This is a genomic window from Acinetobacter sp. GSS19 (assembly GCF_028621895.1).
Lineage (GTDB): Bacteria > Pseudomonadota > Gammaproteobacteria > Pseudomonadales > Moraxellaceae > Acinetobacter.
Map to the genome: position 1 here is coordinate 244,648 of NZ_CP117520.1, position 25,632 is coordinate 270,279.

Here is a 25,632-nt window from a genome sequence, read left to right on the forward strand (position 1 = left end):
TGATTTCAATCGTTGAACTGCAGATTCCCTATTTCTACTTATCCCATAAAAAGCAAAGGCTGACAACTTGAGTTCACGCAACAACAGCAAGGATAGAACGTAATTTTTTAGCAAAGTTCTGAGATTAGCGGCGGACTGTATAAAAAATGTGAGATTTCTAATGGTGCTTTGCCAGAACGTCATGCAGATCAGTTGAAGTTTGATATGGATAAAAAAATCCCTCACTTGGAGGGATTCTTTATTATGCTCTTAGGCATGCTGAAACTTGAGCTGACGCAGCTGTTTGGCATGTTGTAAGGTCGTCTCATTGATTTCAATACCACCAGTCATGCGGGCCAGTTCCAGAATTTTTTGCGTTTCATCCAGTTCAACAATCGTGCTGCTCGCTGGATCGGTCTGCAGTTTTTTCACCAGCAAATGCTGGTCTGATTGTGCCGCTACCTGAGCCTGATGGGTGATACAAAGAATTTGCACGTGTTGCCCCAGACCCGCCAACAGACGTCCAACAATTTCAGCCGTGCCACCACTGATCCCGACATCAATTTCATCAAAGACCAAAACCTCAGCTTCGGTTTTTTCTGCATTCATCACCTGCATCACCAAGGCAATACGGGAAAGTTCCCCACCAGAAGCGACGCGTGCCAGCGGTTGTGGAGGAATACCCTTATTGGCGGTAAACAAAAGCTGGATAAAGCTGAGACCTTCAGCACAAGGTTGTTCAAGAGATTCAAACTTAAATTCAAAATAAGCTTCAGGTAAGGCGAGCTGTTTGACCTGTTCAGTTAATTGCTTGGCCAGAGGTACTGCGGCAGCACGACGAATCTCATCCAGATGCTGTGCCTTGGTCATAAAGTCCTGATAAGCGACTGCAACCTGCTCTGCCAAGGTTTTGGGATCTTCGAGCTGATGCAGCTGTTCCAGTTCGGTTTGCCAGTCCTCATAGTGTTGCTTTAACAATTCAGGCTGGGTGCGGTATTTACGCGCCAGACGATGAAACATTTCTAGCTGTGTGTTCAGCTGTTCCATGCGTTCCGGATCAAAACTTTGCCGGTCAATAAACTGGCGTAAGTTTGCCGTTGCATCCTCAATCTCACTTTGTGCATTCAGCAAGGAGGTGTAGATTTCCGCCAGTTGTTCACTGCGTCCGCTATGCTGTTCGAGGCGTCGCAGAATCGAGGCGATTTCCTGAGTAATATTCGGTTCCGCTTCATCCAGAATATTCAAGCTGTAGGCACAATCCTGCATGATGCTTTCATGATGGCTGAGCCGGTCAAACTCTTGTTCGATCTCCGGGTAATCGATCTGGATCAGTTCTTCAAGCTCTTCGAGCTGGACTTCCAGGGTTTCAATCCGCTGTTTACGGGTGGCTTGTGCATCTAGGGCTGCCTGATGCTGGCGAATCTGTTTTTGCCAACTGCTGTAAGCCTCGCGTACGTCTTGTGCAGGTTGATAAAAGTTGCTGTAACGGTCTAGCCAATGTTTAGGATAAGGGGGTTCAAGCAGCTGTTGTTGGCTATGCTGGCTATAGAGTTGTACCAACAAACGACTGATTTCCTTGAGTTCGGCCAGACTGCTGGGGCGACCATTGATCCAGGCTTTGCTACGTCCTGTGGCAAAAATGACCCGACGTAAATGAATTTCTCCCGATTCATCAGCCAGTTCATGCGTGGCCAACCACTGGGCTTCCGGACTCTGTTCATGATAGCTAAAGATTGCCGTGACATCGGCCTTGTCGGCACCATAACGCACATAATTGGTGTCGGTACGCTCGCCTAAACAGGCAGATAGTGCATCCAACAATAAGGATTTACCGGCCCCTGTCTCACCGGTGAGCACGTTAAAACCTGATTCAATATCAACAGCTAGATGTTCAGCAAGGGCAAAATTGATCAGAGTTAAATGGGTCAGCATAAACGCGTCCGGACTGCGGAAAGTTTTGTTCTAAGATAGAGAAGTTTGTTGATGAGCTCAAGCGATCAACAGGCTGAAGTGAGAGGAAAAATCTGATTTCAGTGCTTTTTTTGCAAAAGAATAATATTTTGTGCTTCCACTATTTTTACGTTCATGATTTTTCTATATTTATTTGAAAAATCGAAAATTCATGTTGCACCTACGATGCCTCTATTAGGCTGAATTTGTTCCTCATGGAGAAAGAATGGTCTCATTGATTGGCTTTAAATTGTGAGCAATGTCATGTAATCAATCTAAGAATTAAACATGCCTATGTGGAAAGAGAAGTTAAGGTGAAGAGGTTCTTGATAAAAACATAGATTGATTAGTTGTAGCGGCACAATTAAACTAGCTCGCAGAATGTAGGATAGAGCGTTATCTGGAGAATACGCATGAGTTCAGCTCAGTTTGATCACGTATCTGTGGTAAAAAAATCAAATGTCTACTTTGGTGGCATGTGTATTAGCCACACAGTACAGTTTGAAGATGGAACGAAAAAAACTTTAGGGGTTATTTTACCGACCGAGCAGCCTTTAACGTTTGAAACCCACGTCCCTGAACGTATGGAAATCATTTCGGGTGAATGCCGCGTCAAAATCGCGGACAGCGAAACCAGCGAATTGTTCCGTGCAGGCCAGTCTTTTTATGTGCCGGGCAACAGCAAGTTTAAAATTGAAACGGATGAAGTATTAGATTACGTCTGCCATTTAGAAGGCTAAGAAATCTACTGCTAAATCGGTTACACTAGTCCTTATAAGAGAAATCCTGTGAAGTTGGCTTTGCAGGATTTTTATTTTGTATTGTAGTCACGATAGAGGTCGTTCATGGCAAAACCAGAATATTATTATGGCGTTCACTCAGTGGAGTCATTATTAGAGCTTGAGCCGGAACGGGTATTAACTCTCTTTACGTTGAAAGGACGTGATGACCAGCGTTTGCAACGTATTCTGCAACTGGCTGAACCTTTTGGAATCAGCGTGCAGAAAGCCAGTCGAGATAGTCTGGAAAAACTGGCTGGTTTACCTTTTCACCAGGGTGTTGTGGCTGCCGTGCGACCACATCCAACTTTAAATGAAAAAGATCTGGATCAATTACTGGAGCAGACCAGCAATCCATTGTTGTTGGCATTGGACCAAGTGACCGATCCGCATAATCTCGGTGCTTGTATCCGTACGGCGGCTGCCATGGGTGTGCAGGCGGTTATTGTACCGCGTGACCGTTCTGCCAGTCTGACGCCGACTGCACGTAAAGTGGCCGCCGGTGGAGCGGAAAAAGTACAGTTTATTCAGGTGACCAATCTGGCACGTACTTTGGCGCATCTTAAAGAAACCACGCATATTCGCGTAATTGGCACCATGCTGGATGAAAAGGCATTACCCTTGCAACAGTGTGATTTGACCGGGCCTGTGGTGATTGTGATGGGTGCTGAAGATACCGGGTTACGTCCGATTACCCAGTCACAGTGTGATCAGACGGTATTTATCCCGATGTCAGGCAATCTGCAAAGTTTGAATGTCAGCGTAGCGACGGGTATGGCGTTATATGAAGCTTGCCGTCAGCGCCAAGCCTGATTCATTTTACCGACAATTACACAGCCAGTTTATTTATGTCACCCCGTACTCAAGGTTATTTCTTTATTGCCATTACCATGTGTATCTGGGGGGGATTTACCATTTTTTCCCGCCTCAATACACAGTGGCAAATTAGTGCTTGGGATATTACTGCACTGCGTTTTGGTTTGGCTTTCCTGATTCTGATGCCGGTTTTGCTGTACAAGAAAGACACCGCGTTTTTGTGGCAAAAACACTCTGTCATTTTGGCGCTGATTGGTGGTGTGGGATATTGCTTGACCGCCTATACGGCATTTTTATATGCGCCAGCCGCACATGCTGCAATTTTCCTGAATGGCTGTATTCCTTTGACGACCGCCGTTGCTGCGTGGATTCTGTTTAAACAACCTTTTGATAAGCATACCTGGATTAGCCTGTCGATTATGCTGACCGCCTTGGGGCTGATGAGTTTTCTGATCTCCCAGAGTAGCAGCCATGCCTTTGGTAAAGGGGATGTATTGCTATTTATCAGTGCGATCTGGTGGGGACTCTTTACGGTTTTACTCAAACAGTGGAGATTATCGGCTTGGCATTCAATGGCCAGTGTTGCCATTTGGTCAGCGATCATCTATTTGCCGATTTATTTGTTCTTTATTCCTAAACATCTGACAGAACCTGAGCCGATTCATTTGCTGATTCAGACTGTGTTCCATGGCATTTTTGTGGTGATTATTGCAACCCTGACCTACGTCGCCGCGATTGAACGCTTAGGCGCTTTTAAAACTGGAAGCATTGTGACCTTGGCACCATTTATTGCTGCGCTGCTTGCTGTCCCATTACTAGGAGAACCCTTAAGTCCAGCGATTGTCTGTGGTCTGGTGGGGATGGGAATAGGCGCGTTGCAACCTTGGCGTTGGCTACGTCAAGATAGCTTGACCCAGCAATTGCAACAGCAAAAAGATCAGTGATGTTTCTCTGCTCGGAGCAGATACAGCTCATGCAAGGGCATTAATTGTGAATAAAGATGTTCAATATGGCCATCATTGGTCACAATATCATCTGCCATGGCAATTTTTTGCTGACGTGACATTTGTGCCGCAATAATCTGGCGGATCTGTTCAGGTGTCTGACCATCACGGCTACTGGCACGCAGGATCTGGATTTCTTCACTGGTATCGATCAGCAGGTTATGATCCGTCATTTCATGCTGATTGGTTTCAAATAGCAGCGGAGAAACCAGAATCACATAAGGGCTGCTTGCCTGTTGTAATTGCTGAATGATGGAGGCACGAATAGCCGGATGGGTAATCTGGTTCAGAACTTGACGGGCTTCCGGAAACTGGAAAATATGATTGCGTAAGGCCGTCCGGTCGAGCTCACCATTATCGAGTAACACCCAGTCGCCAAATGCTAGACGGATATTGTCGAGCGTGACCTGACCGACCTGAACGACTTCACGTGCGACCACGTCTGCATCCACCACATGAATTCCTTGGGTTTCAAACCATGCACTCGCGGCTGATTTGCCGCTGCCGATTCCGCCGGTCAGTCCCAAAATAAAACCCATGTTATCCTCCTAAATACACCTTCATGATCTGCTCACCCCATAAAAAGGCAATCCAGCCTGCAATCGCAATATAAGGACCAAAGGCAAAAGGCTGATTTTCTTGACGCACTTTTAATAAAATGATCCCGATGATTGCACCGACCAATGAGGAGAGCAGTACAATCAACGGTAGCATGAATGGCCCCATCCAGGCACCGAGTGCAGCCAGCAGTTTGAAATCACCGTAGCCCATGCCTTCCTTACCCGTCAAGAGTTTGAACAGGTAATACACAATCCACAGACATAAAAAGCCGATGACATAACCCCAAATGGCAGAAGTGGGTGAGGTGTAAATAGAAGCACTATTGATGGCTAGACCGAGCGCAGCTAGAGGTAAGGTAAAGCGATCTGGTAAAAGTTGTGTATCAAAATCAATAAAGGTCAGTGCAATCAGTGCCCAGGTCAAAAATAAGCCAAACAGCATCTGCAGGCCGGGGCCGAATACGGCAACCACTAGTAGGGAGCACGCGGCGGTCAGGACTTCAATAAAAGGATAACGTGCACTAATCGGATTCTGACAGTTACCACATTTTCCGCGCAACAATAACCAGCTCAATACTGGTACATTCTGGTACCAGCGAATTGGACTTGCACATTTTGGACAGCTTGAAGCTGGATGGCTCAGAGTAAATTTACTTTGCTCAATGATTGGCTGTTCAGGATGCAGCAGTAACTTACATTCCTGTTGCCATTGTTGCTCCATTATTTTCGGTGTACGTAAAATCACCACATTTAAAAAGCTGCCAATACACAGGCTAAATAATCCGACGATCAGATAAAGTGCTATAGGGTTGTCGATTAGCGTTTGGATAAAATCTTGCATTACACCACAGAACCCATCTGGAAGATCGGAAGGTACATGGCAACCACTAGACCACCAACGAGTACACCCAAGATGGCCATAATTAACGGTTCCATCATGGAAGTTAAGCCATCAACAGCGTTATCCACTTCATTTTCAAAGTGTGTGGCAACTTTATCTAACATGGCATCTAGTGCACCAGATTCTTCACCAATGGCGACCATTTGTACGGCCATCGGTGGGAACAAGTTGCTGGCACGCATCGCGAACTGTAATTGTTGCCCGGTAGAAACATCCTCACGGATTTTCATTACTGCACGCTCATAAATCACGTTGTTGGTGGCACCAGCAGTTGATTCCAAAGCATCAATCAGTGGTACACCTGCAGCGAACGTGGTAGCCAGTGTGCGGCTATAACGGGCAATAATTGCTTTATATACCAAATCACCAAAGATCGGTAGCTTGAGAGCTAGTTTGTCAAGCATATCGCGAAATTTCTGACTGCGTTTTTTTGCTTCAATGAATGCAGCCACTGCACCACCAATTCCGATAATGAGTAGGAACCAGTATTTCTGCATCCATTGCGACATATTCACGACCATCTTGGTAAAAGCCGGGAGATCGGCACCAAAAGAGGTGAATAGGCCTTCAAATACCGGTACCACTTTCACCATCAAAATAATTGTGACAATAATCGCCACGACGATAACGGTCGCCGGGTATTTCATGGCTTTTTTGATTTTCTGTTTGAGCAGTTCACTTTTTTCTTTATAGATCGCGACGCGATCTAGCATGGTCTCAAGTGCACCTGATTGTTCGCCTGATTCCACTAGAGAACAAAACAGTTTGTCAAAATATTGCGGATATTTGCGTAAAGCACCGGCAAAGGTGTTACCGCCTTCTACTTCCCCTTTGATCCCCAAAACCACTTCACGCATGGCTGGATTTTCTAGACCTTCCGCAACGATTTCAAACCCTTGTACCAGTGGAACACCGGCTTTCATCATGGTGGCTAACTGGCGAGTAAATACGGTGATATCCAGCGTAGACACTTTTTTCTTCATCAATCCTTCGAGAATATTTTTGCGTTTTTCTCGAATATTGTTGATGGTAATGCCTTGTTTGCGCAGGGTGACTTTAGCGAGTGCCATGTTGCGTGCAGGCAACTCTCCCTTGATTTTCAACCCCTTGCGATCGACCCCGTCATAGGTAAAAGTCGGCATCATTTGTGCTTTTTTCGCTGCCATCACGTTATCCTTATTTTTAAATACTGACTAAATTATTCACTGGTCACACGGTTCACTTCTTGTAGTGAAGTGACCCCTTGCATGACTTTTTTTAAGCCTGAACGTCGCAGATTATCAAACCCCAATTTTGTCGATGCCGCTGCAATTTCCAACGCATTGCCATCTTCCATGATAATCTTTGAAATCTCAGGGGTCACTTTCATGACCTCATAAATCCCGACCCGGCCTTTATAACCTTCGCGACACTCTGAACAACCCACCGGTTGGTAGAGTTTAAATTCCGGATTAGCTAGATCTTCTTCAGTGAAGCCCATTTCGAGCAGGCTATTTTGAGGAACCTCGACCGGAGCCTTGCATTGACTGCATAACCGACGTGCCAAACGTTGCGCAATCACCAGATTAACCGAAGTGGCGATATTGAAAGAAGGGACACCCATGTTACGTAAACGGGTCAGCGTTTCGGGTGCACTATTGGTATGCAGTGTCGACATCACCATGTGACCGGTCTGTGCCGCCTTAATCGCGATTTCTGCGGTTTCCAGATCACGAATCTCACCGACCATGATAATGTCCGGATCCTGACGTAAGAAAGATTTTAATGCTGCAGAAAAGGTTAGCCCTACTTTATTGTTTACATTGACCTGGTTAATGCCTTCGAGGTTAATTTCGACGGGATCTTCCGCCGTGGAAATGTTGGTGTCCTCACGATTGAGGATATTCAAGCCGGTATATAAAGAAACAGTTTTACCGGAACCCGTCGGACCGGTAATCAATAACATGCCTTGCGGTTTTTCCAGCGCTTCCATAAACAGGGCTTTTTGATCGGGTTCATAACCTAGCGCATCAATCCCTAGCATGGCACTGGATGGATCGAGAATACGTAGAACCAGTTTCTCCCCAAATAGCGTCGGAAGGGAGTTGACACGGAAATCAATCGCTTTGGTTTTGGATAATTTCAGTTTGATACGGCCATCTTGAGGAATCCGTTTCTCCGAAATGTCCATTTGTGACATGACTTTTAAACGTGAAGCCAGACGGTTCGCCAATTGTAATGGAGGCGTTGCGATCTGACGCAAGACTCCATCGACTCGGTAACGCACCCGATAGATTTTTTCATACGGTTCAAAATGCAGATCCGAAGCCCCCATACGGATGGCATCAACCAATAGTTTGTTGATGTATTTGACAATCGGAGCTTCATCACCTTGTGGGCCGTCATCATCGTCATCATCAGATTGTGATGAATCATCAATATCAATATCGAGCTCTTCACCATCAAAATTAAAGGTATCTTCTTCGGTGAACTGTTTGCTGAGCAGTTGACTCAGTTTGTCATATTCAACAATGACTGATTCAATGTTCAGTTTGCTATTGAAGCGGATGGCATCGAGTGCTTCGATATTGGTTGGGTTGCTGGTTGCGACATACAAGGTATTGCCACGTTTAAACAGCGGTGCAATATGATGTTTGGTCAGCAGTTTGTCTTCAACCAGATCGCGAGGTAGTAAGCCTGCATCATAAACTGCAAGGTCGAACAGCGGCTCGCCAAATTCGCGTGAAATGGTATCGGCAAGAATGAGAGGTGAAATACCATGATGCTCAATGAGGTAGGCGACAATATCTCGTTTGGCCTTTTTGGCATTTTCGACAGCAGTTTGCATATCTTCAGCTGAGATATGATGTTCCTCGACTAATCGACGAATAAATCCTGTAAATTTAGGAAATCCTTGCAATACTGACATCCGCTACCACGCCTTGAGTCTGAACTGGTTTGTTTATAATTCGTATCGTAAAATTATACTTTTGTTGCGCAAAAATACCATATCAGAAAATGCTGTTATCTGCGTACTATCTTATAAAAACCTGAACCAGTCGAATTTTCATGAAATTAATTTTCTCAAGGGATTGGAATCTTGTGAATTTTACAGATTTGTAATTAACAAAATTGATCGGTGCTATCTGAAAATTTATCAGCAGCGGATAGAATTCCGTGTAGAATATCTGCATTTTTCATCACAGGTCAGAGCAGTATGTCGGGTTCGACTATTATTCCTTGGGTTGTCGGCAATTGGAAAATGAACCCAATGCAAGCGAATGCCAAACAACTTGTTCAAGAATTCAAACAATTACTCGCCCAGCATGATATTCCAGCTGCACAATGTCATCTTGCTGTGGCACCCGTCACGATTGCTTTAACCACTGTTCAGACGGCATTGGCTGATGCAGCACGTCCCGTACATGTGGTTGCACAAGATGTATCGCGTATTGCAGGTACAGGAGCATATACCGGTGAGGTGAGTGCAGAACTGCTGAAAGACAGCGCGATTGACTATGTGTTGATTGGCCACTCTGAGCGTCGTGAAATTTTTGCGGATGATGTTGCTGCTGTGCAGGCCAAAATTAAAAATGCTTTAACGGCTGGCTTGACCGTGATTTATTGTGTGGGTGAAAGTCTGGAGCAGCGTGAGCAGGGTATTGCTGATCAGGTGGTATTGCAACAGATTTGTGACGTAGCTACTGTGATCAGTGCTGAGCAATGGCAGCAACAGATGATCATTGCTTATGAACCGATCTGGGCGATTGGTACGGGTAAAACCGCTTCTCCGCAGGATGCCCAGGCGATGCATGCCAAAATCCGTGAAGGACTGACGCAGATTACACCAGCAGGACAACAGATTGCGATTCTCTATGGTGGTAGTGTTAAACCAGAAAATGCAGCAGAATTGGCAGCGTGTCCAGATATTAATGGTGCATTGGTCGGTGGTGCATCATTAAATGCTGAATCATTTTACCAAATTGCCCGTGCATTTGCAGATAACAAATAATTAGGAGTTCACATGCATACTTTTGTGCTGGTGGTACATATTATCTTGGCCATTTTGATTATTGCGCTGGTTTTAGTGCAACATGGTAAAGGTGCCGATGCGGGTGCTTCTTTTGGTGGTGGAGGTGCAGCAACTGTGTTTGGTGCGTCAGGTTCAGGTAATTTTTTGACTCGCCTCACCGCTATTTTGACCGCATTGTTTTTTATGACCAGTTTGACTTTAGCGGTCTTTGCCAAGCAGCAAACTTCAGATGCTTATAGTTTGAAAACGGTTAATACCACGGCACCTGCGCAAACTGCATCGCCTGAAACTTCACCAACTGCACCAAAAACTGGCGAATAATCGTAATTAGGGCTTTCCTTTTGCAGCGGATGCGCATAGAATGCGTCCTGCTGCGGTGGTGGTGGAATTGGTAGACACGCTACCTTGAGGTGGTAGTGCTTTCGGGCGTGGGGGTTCAAGTCCCCCCTTCCGCACCAACAATGAACCAGATTGTTGAGTGTGAGCAGCAAAAACATTGATGCGGGATGGAGCAGTCTGGTAGCTCGTCGGGCTCATAACCCGAAGGTCGTTGGTTCAAATCCAGCTCCCGCTACCAATTCAATTGCAGTGTAAAGCAGTTGAGAGTTTGAAAAAATCTTAGATTGACTTTTTTTGAAACTCGTTTATAATATTTGCACGTTGATGCGGGATGGAGCAGTCTGGTAGCTCGTCGGGCTCATAACCCGAAGGTCGTTGGTTCAAATCCAGCTCCCGCTACCAAGTTTCTAAAGAGGCTCACAAATAGGTGGGCCTTTTTGCACAGTGGACTTTGGTTTTCTGTGTAAAATATAGGGGCGATTAACGCCCTTTTTTATTGGCTATCGTGTAGTGTCGACATCAATTGGTCAAATAGTCATGCTTCACTATAGTAGTCTGTGTCGGTCAAAAGACCGATTGAATCGCACAAGATGACGAGAGTAAATGAAGCTATCAAACAAAACTCAAGCACTCCAAGATTTAATTGCACCTGCGGTACAAGCCTGTAATGTCGAGCTGTGGGGCATCGAATTTATCCCACAAGGAAAACGCTCTTTGTTGCGTATTTATATTGATAAAGACGTTGACGAAAATGCCGAGCCGGTCATCAATGAAGATGGTGAACTTGAACAAGGCCGTGGTATCGGAGTACAGGATTGTGTGCGTGTGACCCAGCAAGTGGGTGCGATCCTCGATGTTCATGATCCGATCTCCGGTGAGTATGCATTAGAAGTGTCTTCTCCAGGATGGGATCGTCCATTTTTTCAACTTGCACAATTACCAGCTTATATCGGACAAACTGTTGCGTTGCGTCTGATCAGTGCTGTAGATAACCGTCGTAAGTTCCAGGCCAAGTTGCTTGCGGTAGATCTTGAACATGAAACCATTCAGGTTGAAGTGGATGGTCAGCATGTGCTTGAAATCGACAGTCATAATATCGATAAAGCAAACTTGATCTATCAGGACTAAATTAATTCAATTTATAAGAATCTATAGGTGACTTATGGGCCGTGAAATTCTTACCGTTGTAGAAACGGTTAGTAATGAAAAAGGTGTTAGTCGTGAAGCGATTTTCGAGGCACTTGAGCAGGCACTCGTAGCTGCGACCAAGAAGAAATTCTATGAAGGCACGCACTCTGAAGAAGCACGTTTACGTGTAGAAATCGATCGTAAAACCGGTGATTACCGTACTTTCCGTCAATGGGAAGTGGTGGCAGATGAAGATCATGAAATGCCAGCCTGCCAGGATGCGATTTCTGACGTCGATCCGTCAAAATGGTCGATTGGTGATATCCGTGAACTCGAAGTGGAATCTATCGAGTTTGGCCGTATTGCCGCGCAAATTGCCAAGCAAGTGATTGTACAGAAAATCCGTGAAGCAGAACGTGCACTGATTGCAGATGCCTATGAATCAAAAGTAGGCGAGCTGATCTACGGTGAAGTGAAGAAACAGACCAAAGATGGTTTTATTATTGATCTTGGCGACAATGCGGAAGCGTATTTGGCGCGTGAAGAAATGATTCCAAAAGAAATTCTGCGTCCAAAACAGCGCGTTAATGCCATTTTGTATAGCGTGAACCGTGAAGGTCGTGGTGCGCAATTATTGTTGTCGCGTGCTAAGCCGGAAATGTTAATTGCTTTGATGAAAAAAGAAATTCCTGAAATTTCTGAAGAAATCATCGAGATCAAGGCGGCTGCACGTCAGCCAGGTGTCCGTGCTAAAATTGCGGTGAAAACCAATGACCACCGTATTGATCCAGTCGGTGCATGTATTGGTATGCGTGGTACGCGTATCCAGGCAGTACAGCAAGAGCTGAACGGCGAACGTATTGATGTGGTAGTGTGGTCAGATGACCCAGCACAATACATCGCAAGTGCGCTTGAGCCAGCGGATGTATCCGGTATCGTGATTGATGAAGATGCGAAAACAGCCGACATCATCTTTGCTGCGAGTGACCAGTTGGCACGTGCCATCGGTTCTCAGGGGCAAAACGTACGTTTGGCTTCAGAATTGACTGGTTACAAGCTCGACATGATGCTTGAAGATGAATACCGTGCACGTCAGCAAAATGAAGCACAGCAATATCTCGACATGTTTGTTTCACGTCTGGATATTGATGAAGACCTGGCGATGGCGTTGGTTGAAATGGGCTTTACGTCACTTGAAGAAGTGGCTTATGTGCCTGTCGAAACATTCGACGAAATCGAATTGGATGCAGAAACAGTTGAGTTGTTGCAAAGCCGTGCCAAAGAAGTTGCGTTGGCTGATGCATTACAACAACAAGAAAACATTCAGGACCCAAGTGCTGAATTGTTAAATATGGAAGGCATGACCAAAGAGATTGCCTATGCACTCGCTGCTCGTGGTGTGGTCACCCTGGATGATCTTGCGGATCAGGCAACTGATGATATCTCAGATATCGAAGGGCTTGATGCAGAAAAAGCAGGTCAACTGATCATGAAAGCACGCGAATCATGGTTTAACTAACTAGGAGGTAATAAATGACGGACAAGTCGATTAAAGAGTTGGCTCTCAGTGTGGGACGTCCTGTTGAAAAGCTCCTGGAACAGGTTCGCGATGCAGGATTGCCACAACGTACAGCTGATGACATTATTTCCACCGAACAACAAGATACCCTTGTCGGCTATTTGAAGAAAGTTCATGGCCAGGACAATGGTAACGCAGGAAAAATCACGTTGAAACGTAAAACCACCAGTACGGCGAAAGTTGCCAGTACTTCAGGTAAGGCTAAGACTATTAATGTAGAAGTTCGTAAGAAGCATACATTTACCAAGCCAAACCCAGAACAGATTGCTGCTGAAGCGCGTGCTAAAGCACAGGCAGCAGAACAAGCACGTGCTGATATGATTGCTCGCCATAACCCTGAGCAAAAAGCGCGTGAAGAAGCACAGGCACAAAGCCAGCAAGGTGAAAACAAAGCCAAAGCAACTTTAGATGCAATGCGTGCAGCTGCAAAACAAGAAAGTGCAGCAAAAACCACTGCAAAAGCAGAAGTGGTTGTGAAGCGAAAAACGCCGGCGAAGCCAGTGGTTAAGCCAAGCGAAACGCCAGAACAGCGTAAAGCGCGTGAAGAACAAGCGGCTCAGCTAAAAGCAGCTGAAGAAGCAGCACGTCGTAAAGCCGCTGAAGAAGCACAACAGCGGACGCTTGAACAAATGCGTCAGATGGCGTCCAAATATTCTGCTGATGATGCGACTACCACGATCCGCGTGATTGATGACTCACCTTTGGCAGCAGGTCTTGTTGGCCAGGCTTATGAAGACTCTTTCAAGCAAGAAGACCGTGAGATCAAACGTGGTGGCGGTTCTGCCAACCCGCGTGCTGCGAAAAAAGGCGGCCGTCGTGGTCAGGAAGAGCAAAACTTCAGTTCAAACCATAACAAACGTGGTTTGAAATCGAGCCAAGCCAATAAGCATGCTTTCGAAAAACCGGTTAAAAAACAAATTTATGATGTTGAAATCGGTTCAACGATTGTCGTTGGCGACCTTGCACAGAAGATGGCTGTGAAAGTGCGTGAAGTGATCAAGACCCTCATGAAAATGGGTGAGCTTGTTACTCAAAACCAGGCGATTGACCAAGATACTGCTGCCCTTGTAGTTGAAGAAATGGGCCATAATCCGGTTCTCGTCTCTGATACAGCTGCAGAAGACAACTTGCTTGAGCAGGCAGAGCAGGAACGTGGTGAATTGACCAATCGTGCACCAGTGGTAACGATCATGGGTCACGTTGACCATGGTAAGACTTCATTGCTGGATCGTATCCGTCGTACCAAAGTAGCAGCGGGTGAAGCGGGTGGTATTACCCAGCATATCGGTGCTTACCACGTGGAAACCGAGAAAGGCATGATTACTTTCCTGGACACTCCTGGACACGCAGCGTTTACAGCAATGCGTTCACGTGGTGCCAAAGCGACAGATATCGTGGTTCTGGTGGTTGCGGCTGATGATGGTGTGATGCCTCAAACGGCTGAAGCGATTGACCATGCTCGTGCTGCAGGGACACCAATTATTGTTGCGATCAACAAAATGGATAAGGAATCTGCTGATCCAGATCGCGTATTGAATGAATTGACTACGAAAGAAATCGTGCCTGAACAATGGGGCGGTGACGTTCCAGTGGCAATGGTTTCTGCACACTCAGGTCAAGGGATTGATGAATTACTGGACTTGATCCTGATCCAAGCTGAATTGATGGAGCTACAAGCTTCTGCTGAAGGTGCTGCACAAGGTGTGGTTATTGAAGCGCGTGTGGATAAAGAACGTGGTGCGGTGACTTCAATCTTGGTACAAAACGGTACCTTGAACGTGGGTGATCTTGTACTTGCTGGTTCATCTTATGGTCGTGTGCGTGCGATGGTGGATGAATATGGTAAGCGTATCCAATCTGCCGGTCCTTCAATTCCAGTGGAAATTCTCGGTCTTCCTGAAGCACCAATGGCAGGTGACGAAGTTCTGGTTGTAAACGACGAGAAAAAAGCGCGTGAAGTCGCAGATGCTCGTATGGCGCGTGAACGTGAAAAACGTCTTGAGCGTCAAAGCGCGATGCGTCTGGAAAACATCATGTCGTCTATGGGCAAGAAAGATGTGCCTGTGGTGAATGTGGTGCTGAAAACCGATGTACGCGGTACATTGGAAGCCTTGCATGTTGCACTTGCTGACCTTGCAACCGATGAAGTGAAAGTACGTGTGATTGGTTCAGGCGTCGGTGCGATCACCGAGTCTGATGTAACCCTTGCAGAATCTTCAGAAGCCGTACTTCTTGGCTTTAACGTGCGTGCCGATACAACTGCACGTCAAAAAGCGGATGCTGATGGTATCGATATCCGTTACTACAGCATCATCTATGAATTGATCGATGACGTGAAAGCGGCCATGAGTGGTAAGCTTGCCCCTGAGCATCGCGAAACGATTCTGGGTATTGCCGAAGTACGTGAAGTGTTCCACTCAAGCAAGTTCGGTGCGGCTGCAGGCTGTATGGTCCTTGAAGGGATGTTGCACCGTAACAAACCGATTCGTGTATTACGTGATGACGTGGTGGTATTCCAGGGTGAACTTGAATCTCTACGTCGTTATAAAGACGTGGTGGAAGAAGTTCGCGCCGGTATGGAATGTGGTCTTGCCGTGAAAGGTTATAAAGACATCAAAGTACACGACAAGATCGAAGTATACGATGTCCAATTGATTAAACGGAGTCTTTAATGGCGGGTAGCCAACGCTTAAAGCGCATGGCGGATAGCGTACAACGCGAGTTGTCCGAGCTGATCCGTCAGGAGCTGAAAGATCCACGCTTAGGTGGTCTTGTGACCATCTCAGCGGTGAAAGTGAGTCCAGACCTGGGTTATGCCGATGTGTATGTGACCGTAATGGGACGCGAACTGAGCGATGACCAGAACGAAGCTGCACACAAAGAAACCTTAGATGTCCTGAATAAGGCTTCCGGTTTCTTGCGTCAGGAATTGAGCCGTCGAATTAAAACACGCGTGACCCCACGTTTACGTTTCCATTACGACAAAACCAATGCCTACGGTAACTACATGTTTGGTCTGATTGCTGAAGCAGTGAAGGATTTACCTGCAGCTGACGACAGCAAAAAAGATGACGAATAAAAGCTCCAATAAAAAAGCCACCCTCGCGGTGGCTTTTTTATATTTCTAAATTTCTTTGTTGCTTTGTTGGAAAATTATTTTTTGCTTGTACGGGTGTTGCGGCGACGATCACGCTGCCAAGGCAAACGTTGATTCAGGCTTTCAGGTACTTCACCACTGAGTGCTCGTAAGCGTAAATGCAGGGCTGCCTGTGCCATGAGATTGGCTGAAACCGGTGCGGTGATAAAGGCCAGTAAAGTCAGCAGGATTTCAGCAAAACCAAAGCGTCCCTGAAATCCCCAATAAACCATGCTGGCGATCAGAAAGCTGCCGAGCCCCAACGTACTGGATTTGGTCGGCGCGTGCAGACGCATAAATAGATCGGGGAGACGGACCATACCGATACCACCGACCAACATAAAAAAGGCACCAATGATCAGAAAGATCGAAACCAGAATTTCCATGAATAGCTGCATTGCATCTTCCTCTAATCAATCACATGACCCGTGGTGAAATAACGGGCCAACGCTGCAGTAGAAACAAAACCGAGCATTGCGACCAGTAATGCACCTTCAAACATTGCGGTGGTGGTCCAGTACAAGCCCAGAACCACCACGAGACAAGTGGCATTCAGAAACAGTGTATCCAGTGCCAGTAGACGGTCGACGACAGAGGGTCCCATGATCAGTCGGATCAGGCATAAAAACATGGAAATGGTGATTGCAATCAGGCAGATCCCTAAGGTGTACGGCAAGATGGTCATGATTGATCTCCAGATTTTGGATTCACCCCAAAAATATGCATCAAGGGCGTTTCATAACGACGCTTGATCTCCTGAATTTCCAGGTCTGTATCCTGTGTGCTCAGCGCGTGTACCAAAATATCCCCACGTTCCTGATCAATCCCTGCTGAAACTGTGCCGGGTGTGGTGGTAATGATCATCGCCAATAAACTGTTGACCTGATCGTGTTCTGAAGTCAGGGGAACCCGAAACCATTTCGGATGAAGCTGATCACTCGGGCCCAGTACCAGTTTAGCCACACGTAGGTTGGCAATCACAATATCCCATAACACGATCCCGGTGAGTCTGATTGCCCGCCCATAGTGAATATGCGGTGTGCGGGCAATAAACGGTTTAACCAGATAAGGTAACAGCAGTGCCAGAATCAGTGCCATCAGCAAATTGCCAAAATCCAGACTATGCGCCAGCATCAGCCAGCTGGTGCCTACTATCACGGAAACGAAGGGGTGGGGCAGGCAGCGTTCCCAGAAGGAGATTTTTTGCATGATCAAGGCTCCATCGGTTTTAGCTGTGCTTCATTCTGCACCCCGATCTGTTGATCCTGATGCTGGATTTGGCGCTGCTTATAGTCAGAAATATGTTCCCCTTGCAGGGTGTTGGGATGAATCACATGCGGAATCAGGTGTGCATTGGCATCCTCAACTTCACCCCCATATTTGGTTTCCGGAATATATTCAGGATCAAAGGGTTGTGTACTGATGACCTGCTGATGGGCATCCAAACGCAAAATCGCCTGTTGATATAACATCTTATTTTGTATTTGTTGTGCGGTATGTAAGGCGAAGTTCTGGATCGGTGCAGCAAAGATCACATACAGGATTAAACCGGTGAGTAACAGGTAAATCGTTTTGTCATTGCCTGGAGGTGCCTGCTCGGGTAAGGCCTGATAAGCCTGACAAGCCGTTTTGCTCTCGCAGTCTTCCGGCATAGTCGCACGCCAGAACAGGATAAATCCAACACGGGTCAATGCGATCATGCTGAGTAGGCTAACCAGTAAAATGCTGCCAATAATCCAGCCCTGATTAGGGTGTTGCGCAGAGGCCTGCAAGATAAATACCTTACCTAAAAAGCCGCTAAATGGCGGTAAGCCGGCCATCATCAGGGCAATTAGCAAATAGCAGATCCCCATGACTTTATGCTGTTTCATTTTCGGTGCGACATTCAAGTGGTCTTTATATTCACCGCGTTGTGATGTGACCCAGCCACAGAAAATATAAAAAACGGCGGCAATCAGGGTGCTGTGGACCAGATAATACAGCGCAGCAGCCCAAGCAGCAGTATTGAACAGCGAGATTGCGATGAGCAATGTGCCAATTGATGAAAGCACCATAAAGCCCACAAAACGGCGTAAGCGTTCTGCCCCCATAGCAGCAATCACTCCATAAATTGAGGTGATCAGGCCAATCGGGAGCAGCCAGCGCAGCAGGGCGGCCTGTGAAAACAGGTCATCAAATACGGTAGCATTGACCCGCAATATCGCATAAATCCCCACTTTGGTCATGATGGTAAACAGCGCAGCGACCGGTGTGGTGGCAACCGCGTAAGTTTTGGGTAACCAAAAACCCACAGGCAGCATCGCCGCCTTGATGCCAAAAACCACAAACAGCAATAAACCGCCCGCCACGGCCAATTTGTGCTCGTCTTCAGCCAGCGTCGGTAACAGCCTTGAAACATCGGCCATATTCAGGCTGCCGACACTGGCATAAATCAGTCCTAGGCCGATCAGGAACAGTGCCGAGGCCAGCAGGTTAATGGTGACATAATGTACGCCGAGCTGGAATCGTGCCTTGCCTTGACCATGTAGTAGCAGCACATAGGAGGCCATCAGCAGAATTTCAAAAAACACAAACAGGTTGAACAGGTCGCCTGTTAGGAAGGCTCCACATAGTCCCATCAGCAGGAAGTGAAACATGGCGTGGAAATAGCGTCCACGTAAGTCCCACTGCTGGCAGGCATACCAGAGTACCGGCAAAGCCAGTGCATAAGTCAAGACCAGCATGAAAGCGGACAATCGGTCCAATACCAAGACAATGCCAAATGGGGCAGACCATTCACTGAGCTGATAAACCGTGATTGCGCCAGCACTGGCATAGATCAAATAGCTGATCGCGGTGGCCAGTCCTGCGAAGGCTGAAAATAAGCTGATACCCCGACGCCAGGGTTGACGCCAGTCCTGTGCCAGTGATCCAGAACCCGGATTGCCCAGCAACAACAGGAAAAAACCGGTGAACGCCGGAATCAGGATGCTGAGCAGCGGCGTGTGCAGCTGCCAAAAATCGAGTAACGCAGACATCAAGGCTCATCCTCACGCGGATCGTACATCGGGAATTCCTCTTTGGCATCGACATGATCGGTACCAGATTCATAGCGGCTACGCAGGGCAAGCTGCACAATAAATGCCGTGGTGGCAAAGCCGATGACGATGGCAGTTAGTACCAGTGCCTGCGGCAGTGGATCGGTAACCCGGCTGGTTTCGGTGAGAATTGCCGGTGCATTCAGGTGGACTCGTCCCATCGCAAACAGGAATAAATTGACCGCATAGCCGATCATCGCGAGACCGAGCACTACGGCAAAGGTTCTGGCACGTAACAGCAGATACACACCGGTCGCTGTTAGTAAACCAATGCCAGAGGCGAGTAGTAATTCCAAACTGATCATCTGTTTACTCCTTGGCAATCGGGCCCGACATGGTCGAGTGTCGAGAGTCGCCCAGTACTGAAATCATCAACATGGTGGCACCGACCACCGTGACATAAACGCCAACATCGAACAGCGCGGCCGAGGCCAGATGCATCTCGCCGACCAGTGGTGGAGAGACATAAATATGTGCACTGGTCAGGAACGGCCGTGACCAGTACCAGGCGGCGATCCCGGTGGCACCGGCAATCGTGAGACCCGATCCAATCCAGATTTCATACAGGCGGCCGGACTTGGCTTTTAATAACTGCTCGGCATGATCCTGACCTAGCGCAATGTATTGAATAATTAAGGCCATCGCAGTAACCAGGCCGGCAATAAAGCCCCCGCCAGGATAATTATGTCCGCGCAGGAAAATGTACAAACTGACGACCAAAGCGACCGGTAACACCCAGGAAGCCGTGATACGCAGCATGAGTGGAGAAGGGTTAAAACGGTAGGTCAAGCCTTGGGTGATGACTGTGCCATGACCACGCATGCCATCCATTAAACATAAGGTGCCAATCGCTGCGATGCCTAAAACCGTAATTTCACCGAAGGTATCAAAGCCGCGGAAATCCACCAGAATCACGTTAACTACATTGGAACCCCCACCCAAAGGCAGAGATTGCTGGATAAAGAACCAGGAAATGGAACTGTGGTCACGGGTCAAGACCAGCCAGGTAAGCCAGGTGATACCTACGCCCGACAGGATAGCAATCAGGGCATCGCGCCAACGTCTGGAGCTGCTGGATTCATAGGGGGTAAGCTGTGGCAGCAAAGATAAACTCATCAGCAGTAAAACCGTGGTAACCACATCTACTGTAATCTGAGTCAGTGCCAGATCCGGTGCTGAGAGAGTGATAAATACCATGCTGACCACTAGGCCAACTGCACCACTGATCAGTACCGCTTTGATGCGTTCATGGTGGAACCACAACATCATCCAACAGGCGGTCGCCAAAATCAGCCATAACACCACCGCAGCCCAAGGAGCATGGCTTAATTCGCGGCTACCGGTCATCAGGTTCTGGCCGATCAGCGGGGTTGCCACCACCGCGATACTAAACATGATGATCCAGAGCAGGTAATTTTGCAGAGAGCCGGTTTCGGTCTTGCGTTTTAAGCGGATGGCATTGATCAGCAGTTTTCGTAAAAAGGCATCAAACAACCAGCGGCCCTGTAAACGGCCCAATGCCGGATCGAGATCAATTTTACGAATTCGGCCATCTTTAGCCAGACTGAAATAAAACAGAATGCCGCCGATCAGCGCCAATCCACTCATCAGCAAAGGCAGATTAAAGCCATGCCAAAGGGCTAGATGGGTGCCAGTAAATTCGGTTGCCAGGCTGGCACGTGTCACACTGTTGATGATGGGTTCAACCAGTAGAGCCGGAAAAATTCCGATCAGGATACATAAGCTGGCGAGAAAAATGACCGGTGCACGCATGCCCAGTGGCGGTTCATGTGCTGTTTTATTCGGAACCTCATGGCCGACTGGGCCATCAAAAAATACGCCATGTACCAGGCGGATTGAATAGGCGACTGCAAACATGCCAGCCAGTGTAGCCACAATGCCATACACGATGAGGGCATAACCGGACAGGCTGGCCAGCAGTTCAGTAAAGAACATTTCCTTGGACAGGAAGCCATTGGTCAAGGGTACACCGGCCATGGCCGCCGCCGTGATCATGGTCAGTGTGGCCGTAAATGGCAGCAGTTGCCCGATCCCGCTCAGTTTACGCAAATCCCGGGTTTCGGTTTCATGATCGACAATGCCGGCAATCATAAACAGCGCAGCCTTGAAAGTGGCATGGTTAATGATGTGAAAAATTGCCGCAGCGACCGCGAGGTGCGAGCCGATGCCCAGCAGACACACGATCAGTCCCAAATGACTGATGGTCGAGTACGCCAGCAAACCTTTCAAATCTTCTTTAAAAATGGCAAAGAATGCAGCAATACACAGGGTAAATAGCCCGATGAAAGTCACGAGATTATGGTACAGCGCAGCACCGGCAAAGATTGGCAGCAAGCGTGCCAGGAGAAAAATACCCGCCTTGACCATGGTGGCAGAATGTAAATAAGCTGACACGGGGGTCGGCGCCGCCATGGCATTGGGTAGCCAGAAATGGAATGGGAACTGGGCACTTTTGGTAAAGGCACCGAGTAAAATCAACAACAGTGCCGGGACAAACAGAGTGTGTTGCTGGATACTGTCGCGCATACCCAGAATCTGGTCAATCTGATAGGTTCCGGTGATTTGCTGAAGCAGAATAAAACCCCCGAGTAATGCCAATCCTCCCATCCCGGTAATGGTGAGAGCCATACGTGAACCACGTTGTGCGGCTTCGTAATTGCTCCAATATCCCACCAGTAAAAAAGACGAAATACTGGTGAGCTCCCAGAATACCAGCAAGATGATTAAATTATTGGAGAGCGAAATGCCCAGCATGGCAGCCATGAACAACATCAAGAGTTGGTATAGCTTGCTTAATGAATTTTTTGCACTGAGATAAAAATACGCATAAATCAGGATGAGCGTACCAATTCCCGTGATCAATAGGGAAAACAACAGTCCCAAGGCATCCAGACGCAGGCTGAGATCAATTCCTAATTGCGGCAGCCAGGGCCAATGTTCATAAATGGCTTGGCCGGAAAAAACGGTCTTGGCCTGGCTGACGAGCAGGGCAAAACTGCTCAGGCTGATGCCGATGGCTCCTACAGCCGTGGCCCCGCGCGACAATCGTTTTAGCCACGAGACAAGAGTAGTGCCAAGAATGAGGGGTAAAAGAATAATCGTCAGTAGCACACGCGTATCCATGTCTTGAATTAGGCCGGCTGACCTAAAGATGAATTTTATTTTTTAGGATTTCAAGGTCTGCAAAGAGCAGTCCAAAGTTCAAATCCAGAAAAACCCACATCAGTTCAAAAGTAAAACGTCAAGTTGTATTGCGCAACTTGTAAAATCGGATTCGGAAAGTGAGTAGTGTACCCTATTTTTTTTAATAATACCCTATATTTATTACATGAAAATAACAAAATCAATAGCTTATGATTGTTTTGATTGCCGGTAAAATAGTCGAATATTCAGTGAGATGATTCTATTTAAAGTATTATTGTTTATCAATTGGTAAATTTTATACCGTTTTATTGATTGGTCTTGGAAAATTATAAAGAGGTTTCGGGGTTGCTTGGATCGCTATCAACTTGCAGCTGTTGCAATAATGCAGATTGCTGTTCAACTGTCAATTGTTGGAATAGTTCACGTACCTGTTCCGGATCAACGGGAGGCGCAGGCGGTTTCAGGCTTTCTAGCGGTTCAGGTTGGTCGGTACTGATCCCCAAACCGGCATACAGATGATCGAATGCTGCCCAGGTTTCTGGGGAATGCACAGGGTGTAAGGTTTGATGCTCCAGTCGCAGACATTGGTAGCGGGCTGCATCTTCTAAAAGTTCACTCCGATTCCCCGTCACAATCAATTGTAACTGGGGAAAGGCCTGATGCAGACGTTGCAGAATTACTTGGCTCAGATTTTGGTCCAGATGGGCATCAATATGATCAATCAACACAATGCCATCCCCTTCCTGACAAGGATAGAGGCTTAACGGATTAAGCAGACAGAGACGGCGTACCAAATCACCAATCAGGGCAATCCAGTTTTTAACGGTGTTGGGCAATTGCTGGTACAGCATGGTTTTACCTTCATACTGCACCATTAACTGCAATTTTGGATGATATTGCAGATAAAAGTCGCTAATCTCGGGAAAAACCGTGTGTAAGGTGGTTTTTAGGGCGGTGAGTGCTGGACTGTGGATCTGGGCATGCGCCTGTACCAGATCAAAAGAGCTGTTTTTGTCCTGTGCATGGGTCAGAAACTGCTGCAACAATTGGGCAGTCTGGGCATTTTCGACATCACTGACTTCACGCAGCCATTCAAAAAAACGGGCAAAGGTCGTGAAAGAGATGGCATTCTGTTCATACGCGGAACTAGCATGAAACACCATCGGATTATTTTTGCTGAGTAGGTTGACTTCATTGACGAAACGTTCAGCGGGATAATAGGCAATGACGGGCAAGCCTTGCAGGGGGTCTTGTTTGATAGCCTGCTGATAGAGTTCGATCAGTTGTTCCAGTTCAGCGGTTTCTGCCTTGCTGAGGCCGGACGAGTTCGCATTCAGGGTTTTATACAGTTGCCATCTGCATAATGACGAATCTTGCACGGTGACGTCTGCAGACTCGGGCAATTGACCCAATTCAGAAGGAATGCACACCTGTATGTCAATCTTGGATTGGATTCGGGTCTGCATGATGTCTTGATCCAGCATGATCACGCCTGCACCACGAGCATCTTTCAATCGGGCGGAGAACCAGCTTAGTGCCTGATAGCAGTGTTTGAGCAATGTAGTCTTGCCGACACCCTGATCACCGAGAATCAGGGTGATCGGCTGGTCATGATAATGGAAGTTCGCCTGTAAATCGGCAAAATGGTTGGCATGCTTTAAGCGGATCGAATGAAGCTTCATGGACCACCTGCAAAAGTTTAGCCTACCGATTTGCGCAGGCTGGGGGAGGCTTTTACTCTGAGCTGTTGAATCAAGTCATAAATATGATGAATATTTAAGCTTACTTTAGCACGTGTGCACGCCACGTAAAGTAAGCGCAGTTCTTCGTCGCTAATTTTATGGTCGAGGCCATTGAGCTTGAATTGATAATCATCTTCCAGATGAACCCGGTTCCATTCTAATCCTTTGGCCTTGTGTGCCGTAGAAATCACATAATCCGCCTGTTCAATTGGCGTGATTTTGGCCAGGGCTTTTTTCAGTGGGGCTGTGCCGTGATCATCAACCAATTTGACTAAGGGCTTGATGTCACTGCCTTCATTGGTCTCGCAGTATTCATGCACGTCATGCCAGGAATTAAACCAGGCCAGTTCCGGGACATCGGTGACACGTTTGCCTTGTTTCAGCAAGCTGGCCGCATCAACAAAACGGTCCAGTTTGACATGATCGGCCTGCAGGCTGACTTTATCGCCATTAACCAGTCCAGAAAGCAACAGTTCCATGGCACGTGCATTGGTACGGCACAGGATCGCATCACGCATTTTGGTATGTGGTTTATTGACTACATTGGACTTGAGCTGCGGATTGCCCAGCAGGGGAACCGTTTCGTTCAGACCGCCCAGCAGGGTATTCGCCACCTCCGCAATCGCCTCACCAAAACGAAACGAGGTGGTGAGGCGCGATTCAGGCAAAGGCAACTGCATCATGGCATTAATCGCACCGCGCCAGGCATAAATCTGCTGATGCGCATCGCCGACATAAATCACCTGAGTCTGTTTCTGCCGTAACAAAATGCCCAACATGAGCGGATCGGCATCTTGCGCCTCATCAAACAGCACATAATCGGACGGGATATTCGGTTCTGAGAGCGCCCAGAGTTTCAGGTAAATATCATGGCCAATCCCGGCTTGGTGATTCGGATCAATCGATTCCAGCCAGCGCCGTTCAACCGCGGGATAGAGGTGTTGTTGTAGGACAGCAAGATCATCCGGATGCAGCCAGCTGGGAGCTTGAAGATGTCGTGGTGCCGGATATTGTGAGCTGGTGGAACAGAAGAAACTGACCGCATTGGCGACCAGACTGGCCAAACGGCTGGGCATCAACACGTATTTTTCGTAACGTCCACCCATGAGCCGCCGTAAAGTGATCGGCTCTAAACGATATTCCTTGGCCAGAAAACTCGGGCTTAAACGTGGCAGGCGTAATTTATCGGTCACGCCACGTGGCACGCTGCGAAAAGCCAGCGAGTGGAAGGTGCGGCAATTTACATGACGGTGGAATTTTTGTTGTGCTTCTGTGGCAATCGCCTTATTAAAAGCCAGGTACATGCCACGCCGCTCGGGCATAGCATCGCTGATCATTTGCAGGGTGGTAGTTTTACCTGTGCCGGCATAGGCAATCACCTTAAAGGATTGGCCCAGACGTGCGTTATCGATGGCAATTGCTTGCTCATGGGTGGCTTTGGGTTTTTCCTGATTCGGCACTTCGG

At 47.3% G+C, this 25,632-nt stretch carries 22 protein-coding genes and 3 tRNA genes; 12 read left to right on the forward strand and 13 right to left on the reverse strand.

Annotated elements, in window-relative coordinates; genetic code table 11:
- Positions 1-249 precede the first annotated feature (249 nt).
- Entirely contained in the window at positions 250-1,911 is a 1,662-nt protein-coding gene (recN, locus tag PGW99_RS01245) for a DNA repair protein RecN (protein WP_273778272.1), read from the reverse strand.
- Positions 1,912-2,342: 431 nt separating this feature from the next.
- On the opposite strand from recN, the gene ppnP reads away from it, so the two are divergent.
- From ppnP to PGW99_RS01260, 3 genes are all read left to right on the forward strand, one after another.
- Positions 2,343-2,669, forward strand: coding sequence for a pyrimidine/purine nucleoside phosphorylase (gene ppnP / locus PGW99_RS01250; RefSeq protein WP_273778274.1), 327 nt, complete (start codon positions 2,343-2,345; stop codon positions 2,667-2,669).
- A gap of 105 nt (positions 2,670-2,774) precedes the next feature.
- Positions 2,775-3,521, forward strand: coding sequence for a 23S rRNA (guanosine(2251)-2'-O)-methyltransferase RlmB (gene rlmB, locus PGW99_RS01255; protein WP_273778275.1), 747 nt, complete (start codon positions 2,775-2,777; stop codon positions 3,519-3,521).
- A gap of 35 nt (positions 3,522-3,556) precedes the next feature.
- Positions 3,557-4,468: a DMT family transporter gene (locus tag PGW99_RS01260; RefSeq protein WP_273778276.1), complete on the forward strand. Its 912-nt coding sequence runs from the start codon at positions 3,557-3,559 to the stop codon at positions 4,466-4,468.
- Here the strand turns inward: PGW99_RS01260 and coaE are convergent.
- Genes coaE through pilB form a run of 4 tightly spaced genes read right to left on the reverse strand, consistent with a single transcriptional unit; the run spans position 4,462 to position 8,897 of the window.
- Positions 4,462-5,067 (reverse strand): dephospho-CoA kinase, encoded by a 606-nt coding sequence (gene coaE / locus PGW99_RS01265; protein WP_273778277.1) that lies wholly within the window; start codon positions 5,065-5,067, stop codon positions 4,462-4,464. The two genes, PGW99_RS01260 and coaE, sit on opposite strands and share 7 nt — an antisense overlap.
- 1 nt (position 5,068) lies before the next feature.
- Positions 5,069-5,929: a prepilin peptidase gene (locus tag PGW99_RS01270; protein ID WP_273778278.1), complete on the reverse strand. Its 861-nt coding sequence runs from the start codon at positions 5,927-5,929 to the stop codon at positions 5,069-5,071.
- Positions 5,929-7,155 carry a type II secretion system F family protein gene (locus PGW99_RS01275; RefSeq protein ID WP_273778279.1) on the reverse strand — a complete coding sequence of 409 codons (1,227 nt, stop codon included), beginning with the start codon at positions 7,153-7,155 and terminating at the stop codon, positions 5,929-5,931. The genes PGW99_RS01270 and PGW99_RS01275 overlap by 1 nt, the downstream gene beginning before the upstream one ends.
- A gap of 32 nt (positions 7,156-7,187) precedes the next feature.
- The gene (pilB, locus tag PGW99_RS01280) at positions 7,188-8,897 is read right to left on the reverse strand and encodes a type IV-A pilus assembly ATPase PilB (protein WP_273778280.1); all 1,710 of its coding nucleotides are present in this window, start codon (positions 8,895-8,897) and stop codon (positions 7,188-7,190) included.
- 288 nt (positions 8,898-9,185) lie between these two features.
- Here pilB and tpiA point away from each other — a divergent pair, with 288 nt between their 5' ends.
- From tpiA to PGW99_RS01325, 9 genes are all read left to right on the forward strand, one after another.
- The gene (gene tpiA / locus PGW99_RS01285; protein ID WP_273778281.1) at positions 9,186-9,980 is read left to right on the forward strand and encodes a triose-phosphate isomerase; all 795 of its coding nucleotides are present in this window, start codon (positions 9,186-9,188) and stop codon (positions 9,978-9,980) included.
- Positions 9,981-9,992: 12 nt separating this feature from the next.
- Positions 9,993-10,322 carry a preprotein translocase subunit SecG gene (gene secG, locus PGW99_RS01290; RefSeq protein ID WP_273778283.1) on the forward strand — a complete coding sequence of 110 codons (330 nt, stop codon included), beginning with the start codon at positions 9,993-9,995 and terminating at the stop codon, positions 10,320-10,322.
- Between the two features lie 52 nt (positions 10,323-10,374).
- Positions 10,375-10,459, forward strand: a tRNA-Leu gene (locus PGW99_RS01295).
- Positions 10,460-10,501: 42 nt separating this feature from the next.
- Positions 10,502-10,578 (forward strand) — tRNA-Met (locus PGW99_RS01300).
- 87 nt (positions 10,579-10,665) lie between these two features.
- Positions 10,666-10,742, forward strand: a tRNA-Met gene (locus PGW99_RS01305).
- 201 nt (positions 10,743-10,943) lie between these two features.
- On the forward strand, positions 10,944-11,468 hold the full coding sequence (gene rimP / locus PGW99_RS01310) for a ribosome maturation factor RimP (RefSeq protein WP_273778284.1): 525 nt from the start codon (positions 10,944-10,946) through the stop codon (positions 11,466-11,468).
- 34 nt (positions 11,469-11,502) lie between these two features.
- Entirely contained in the window at positions 11,503-12,987 is a 1,485-nt protein-coding gene (nusA, locus tag PGW99_RS01315) for a transcription termination factor NusA (protein WP_273778285.1), read from the forward strand.
- Between the two features lie 14 nt (positions 12,988-13,001).
- The gene (gene infB / locus PGW99_RS01320; protein ID WP_273778287.1) at positions 13,002-15,719 is read left to right on the forward strand and encodes a translation initiation factor IF-2; all 2,718 of its coding nucleotides are present in this window, start codon (positions 13,002-13,004) and stop codon (positions 15,717-15,719) included.
- Complete coding sequence (locus PGW99_RS01325) at positions 15,719-16,126, forward strand: ribosome-binding factor A (protein ID WP_273778289.1); 408 nt, start codon at positions 15,719-15,721, stop codon at positions 16,124-16,126. The genes infB and PGW99_RS01325 overlap by 1 nt, the downstream gene beginning before the upstream one ends.
- Positions 16,127-16,200: 74 nt before the next feature.
- On the opposite strand, the gene PGW99_RS01330 is transcribed toward PGW99_RS01325, so the two are convergent.
- The 8 genes from PGW99_RS01330 to PGW99_RS01365 form a co-directional block, all read right to left on the reverse strand.
- Positions 16,201-16,581 (reverse strand): Na+/H+ antiporter subunit G, encoded by a 381-nt coding sequence (locus PGW99_RS01330; protein WP_273778290.1) that lies wholly within the window; start codon positions 16,579-16,581, stop codon positions 16,201-16,203.
- Positions 16,582-16,592: 11 nt separating this feature from the next.
- A complete protein-coding gene (locus PGW99_RS01335) occupies positions 16,593-16,868 on the reverse strand; it encodes a monovalent cation/H+ antiporter subunit F (RefSeq protein WP_273778291.1) in 276 nt (91 codons plus the stop codon).
- The gene (locus PGW99_RS01340) at positions 16,865-17,392 is read right to left on the reverse strand and encodes a Na+/H+ antiporter subunit E (protein WP_273778292.1); all 528 of its coding nucleotides are present in this window, start codon (positions 17,390-17,392) and stop codon (positions 16,865-16,867) included. The genes PGW99_RS01335 and PGW99_RS01340 overlap by 4 nt, the downstream gene beginning before the upstream one ends.
- A gap of 2 nt (positions 17,393-17,394) precedes the next feature.
- Positions 17,395-19,200 (reverse strand): monovalent cation/H+ antiporter subunit D, encoded by a 1,806-nt coding sequence (locus PGW99_RS01345; protein ID WP_273778293.1) that lies wholly within the window; start codon positions 19,198-19,200, stop codon positions 17,395-17,397.
- On the reverse strand, positions 19,200-19,565 hold the full coding sequence (locus PGW99_RS01350) for a Na+/H+ antiporter subunit C (protein WP_273778294.1): 366 nt from the start codon (positions 19,563-19,565) through the stop codon (positions 19,200-19,202). The genes PGW99_RS01345 and PGW99_RS01350 overlap by 1 nt, the downstream gene beginning before the upstream one ends.
- 4 nt (positions 19,566-19,569) lie before the next feature.
- Entirely contained in the window at positions 19,570-22,404 is a 2,835-nt protein-coding gene (locus tag PGW99_RS01355; protein ID WP_273778295.1) for a monovalent cation/H+ antiporter subunit A, read from the reverse strand.
- Positions 22,405-22,751: 347 nt separating this feature from the next.
- On the reverse strand, positions 22,752-24,107 hold the full coding sequence (locus PGW99_RS01360) for an AAA family ATPase (RefSeq protein WP_273778296.1): 1,356 nt from the start codon (positions 24,105-24,107) through the stop codon (positions 22,752-22,754).
- Positions 24,108-24,124: 17 nt separating this feature from the next.
- Entirely contained in the window at positions 24,125-25,627 is a 1,503-nt protein-coding gene (locus PGW99_RS01365; protein ID WP_273779385.1) for a UvrD-helicase domain-containing protein, read from the reverse strand.
- Positions 25,628-25,632 lie beyond the last annotated feature (5 nt).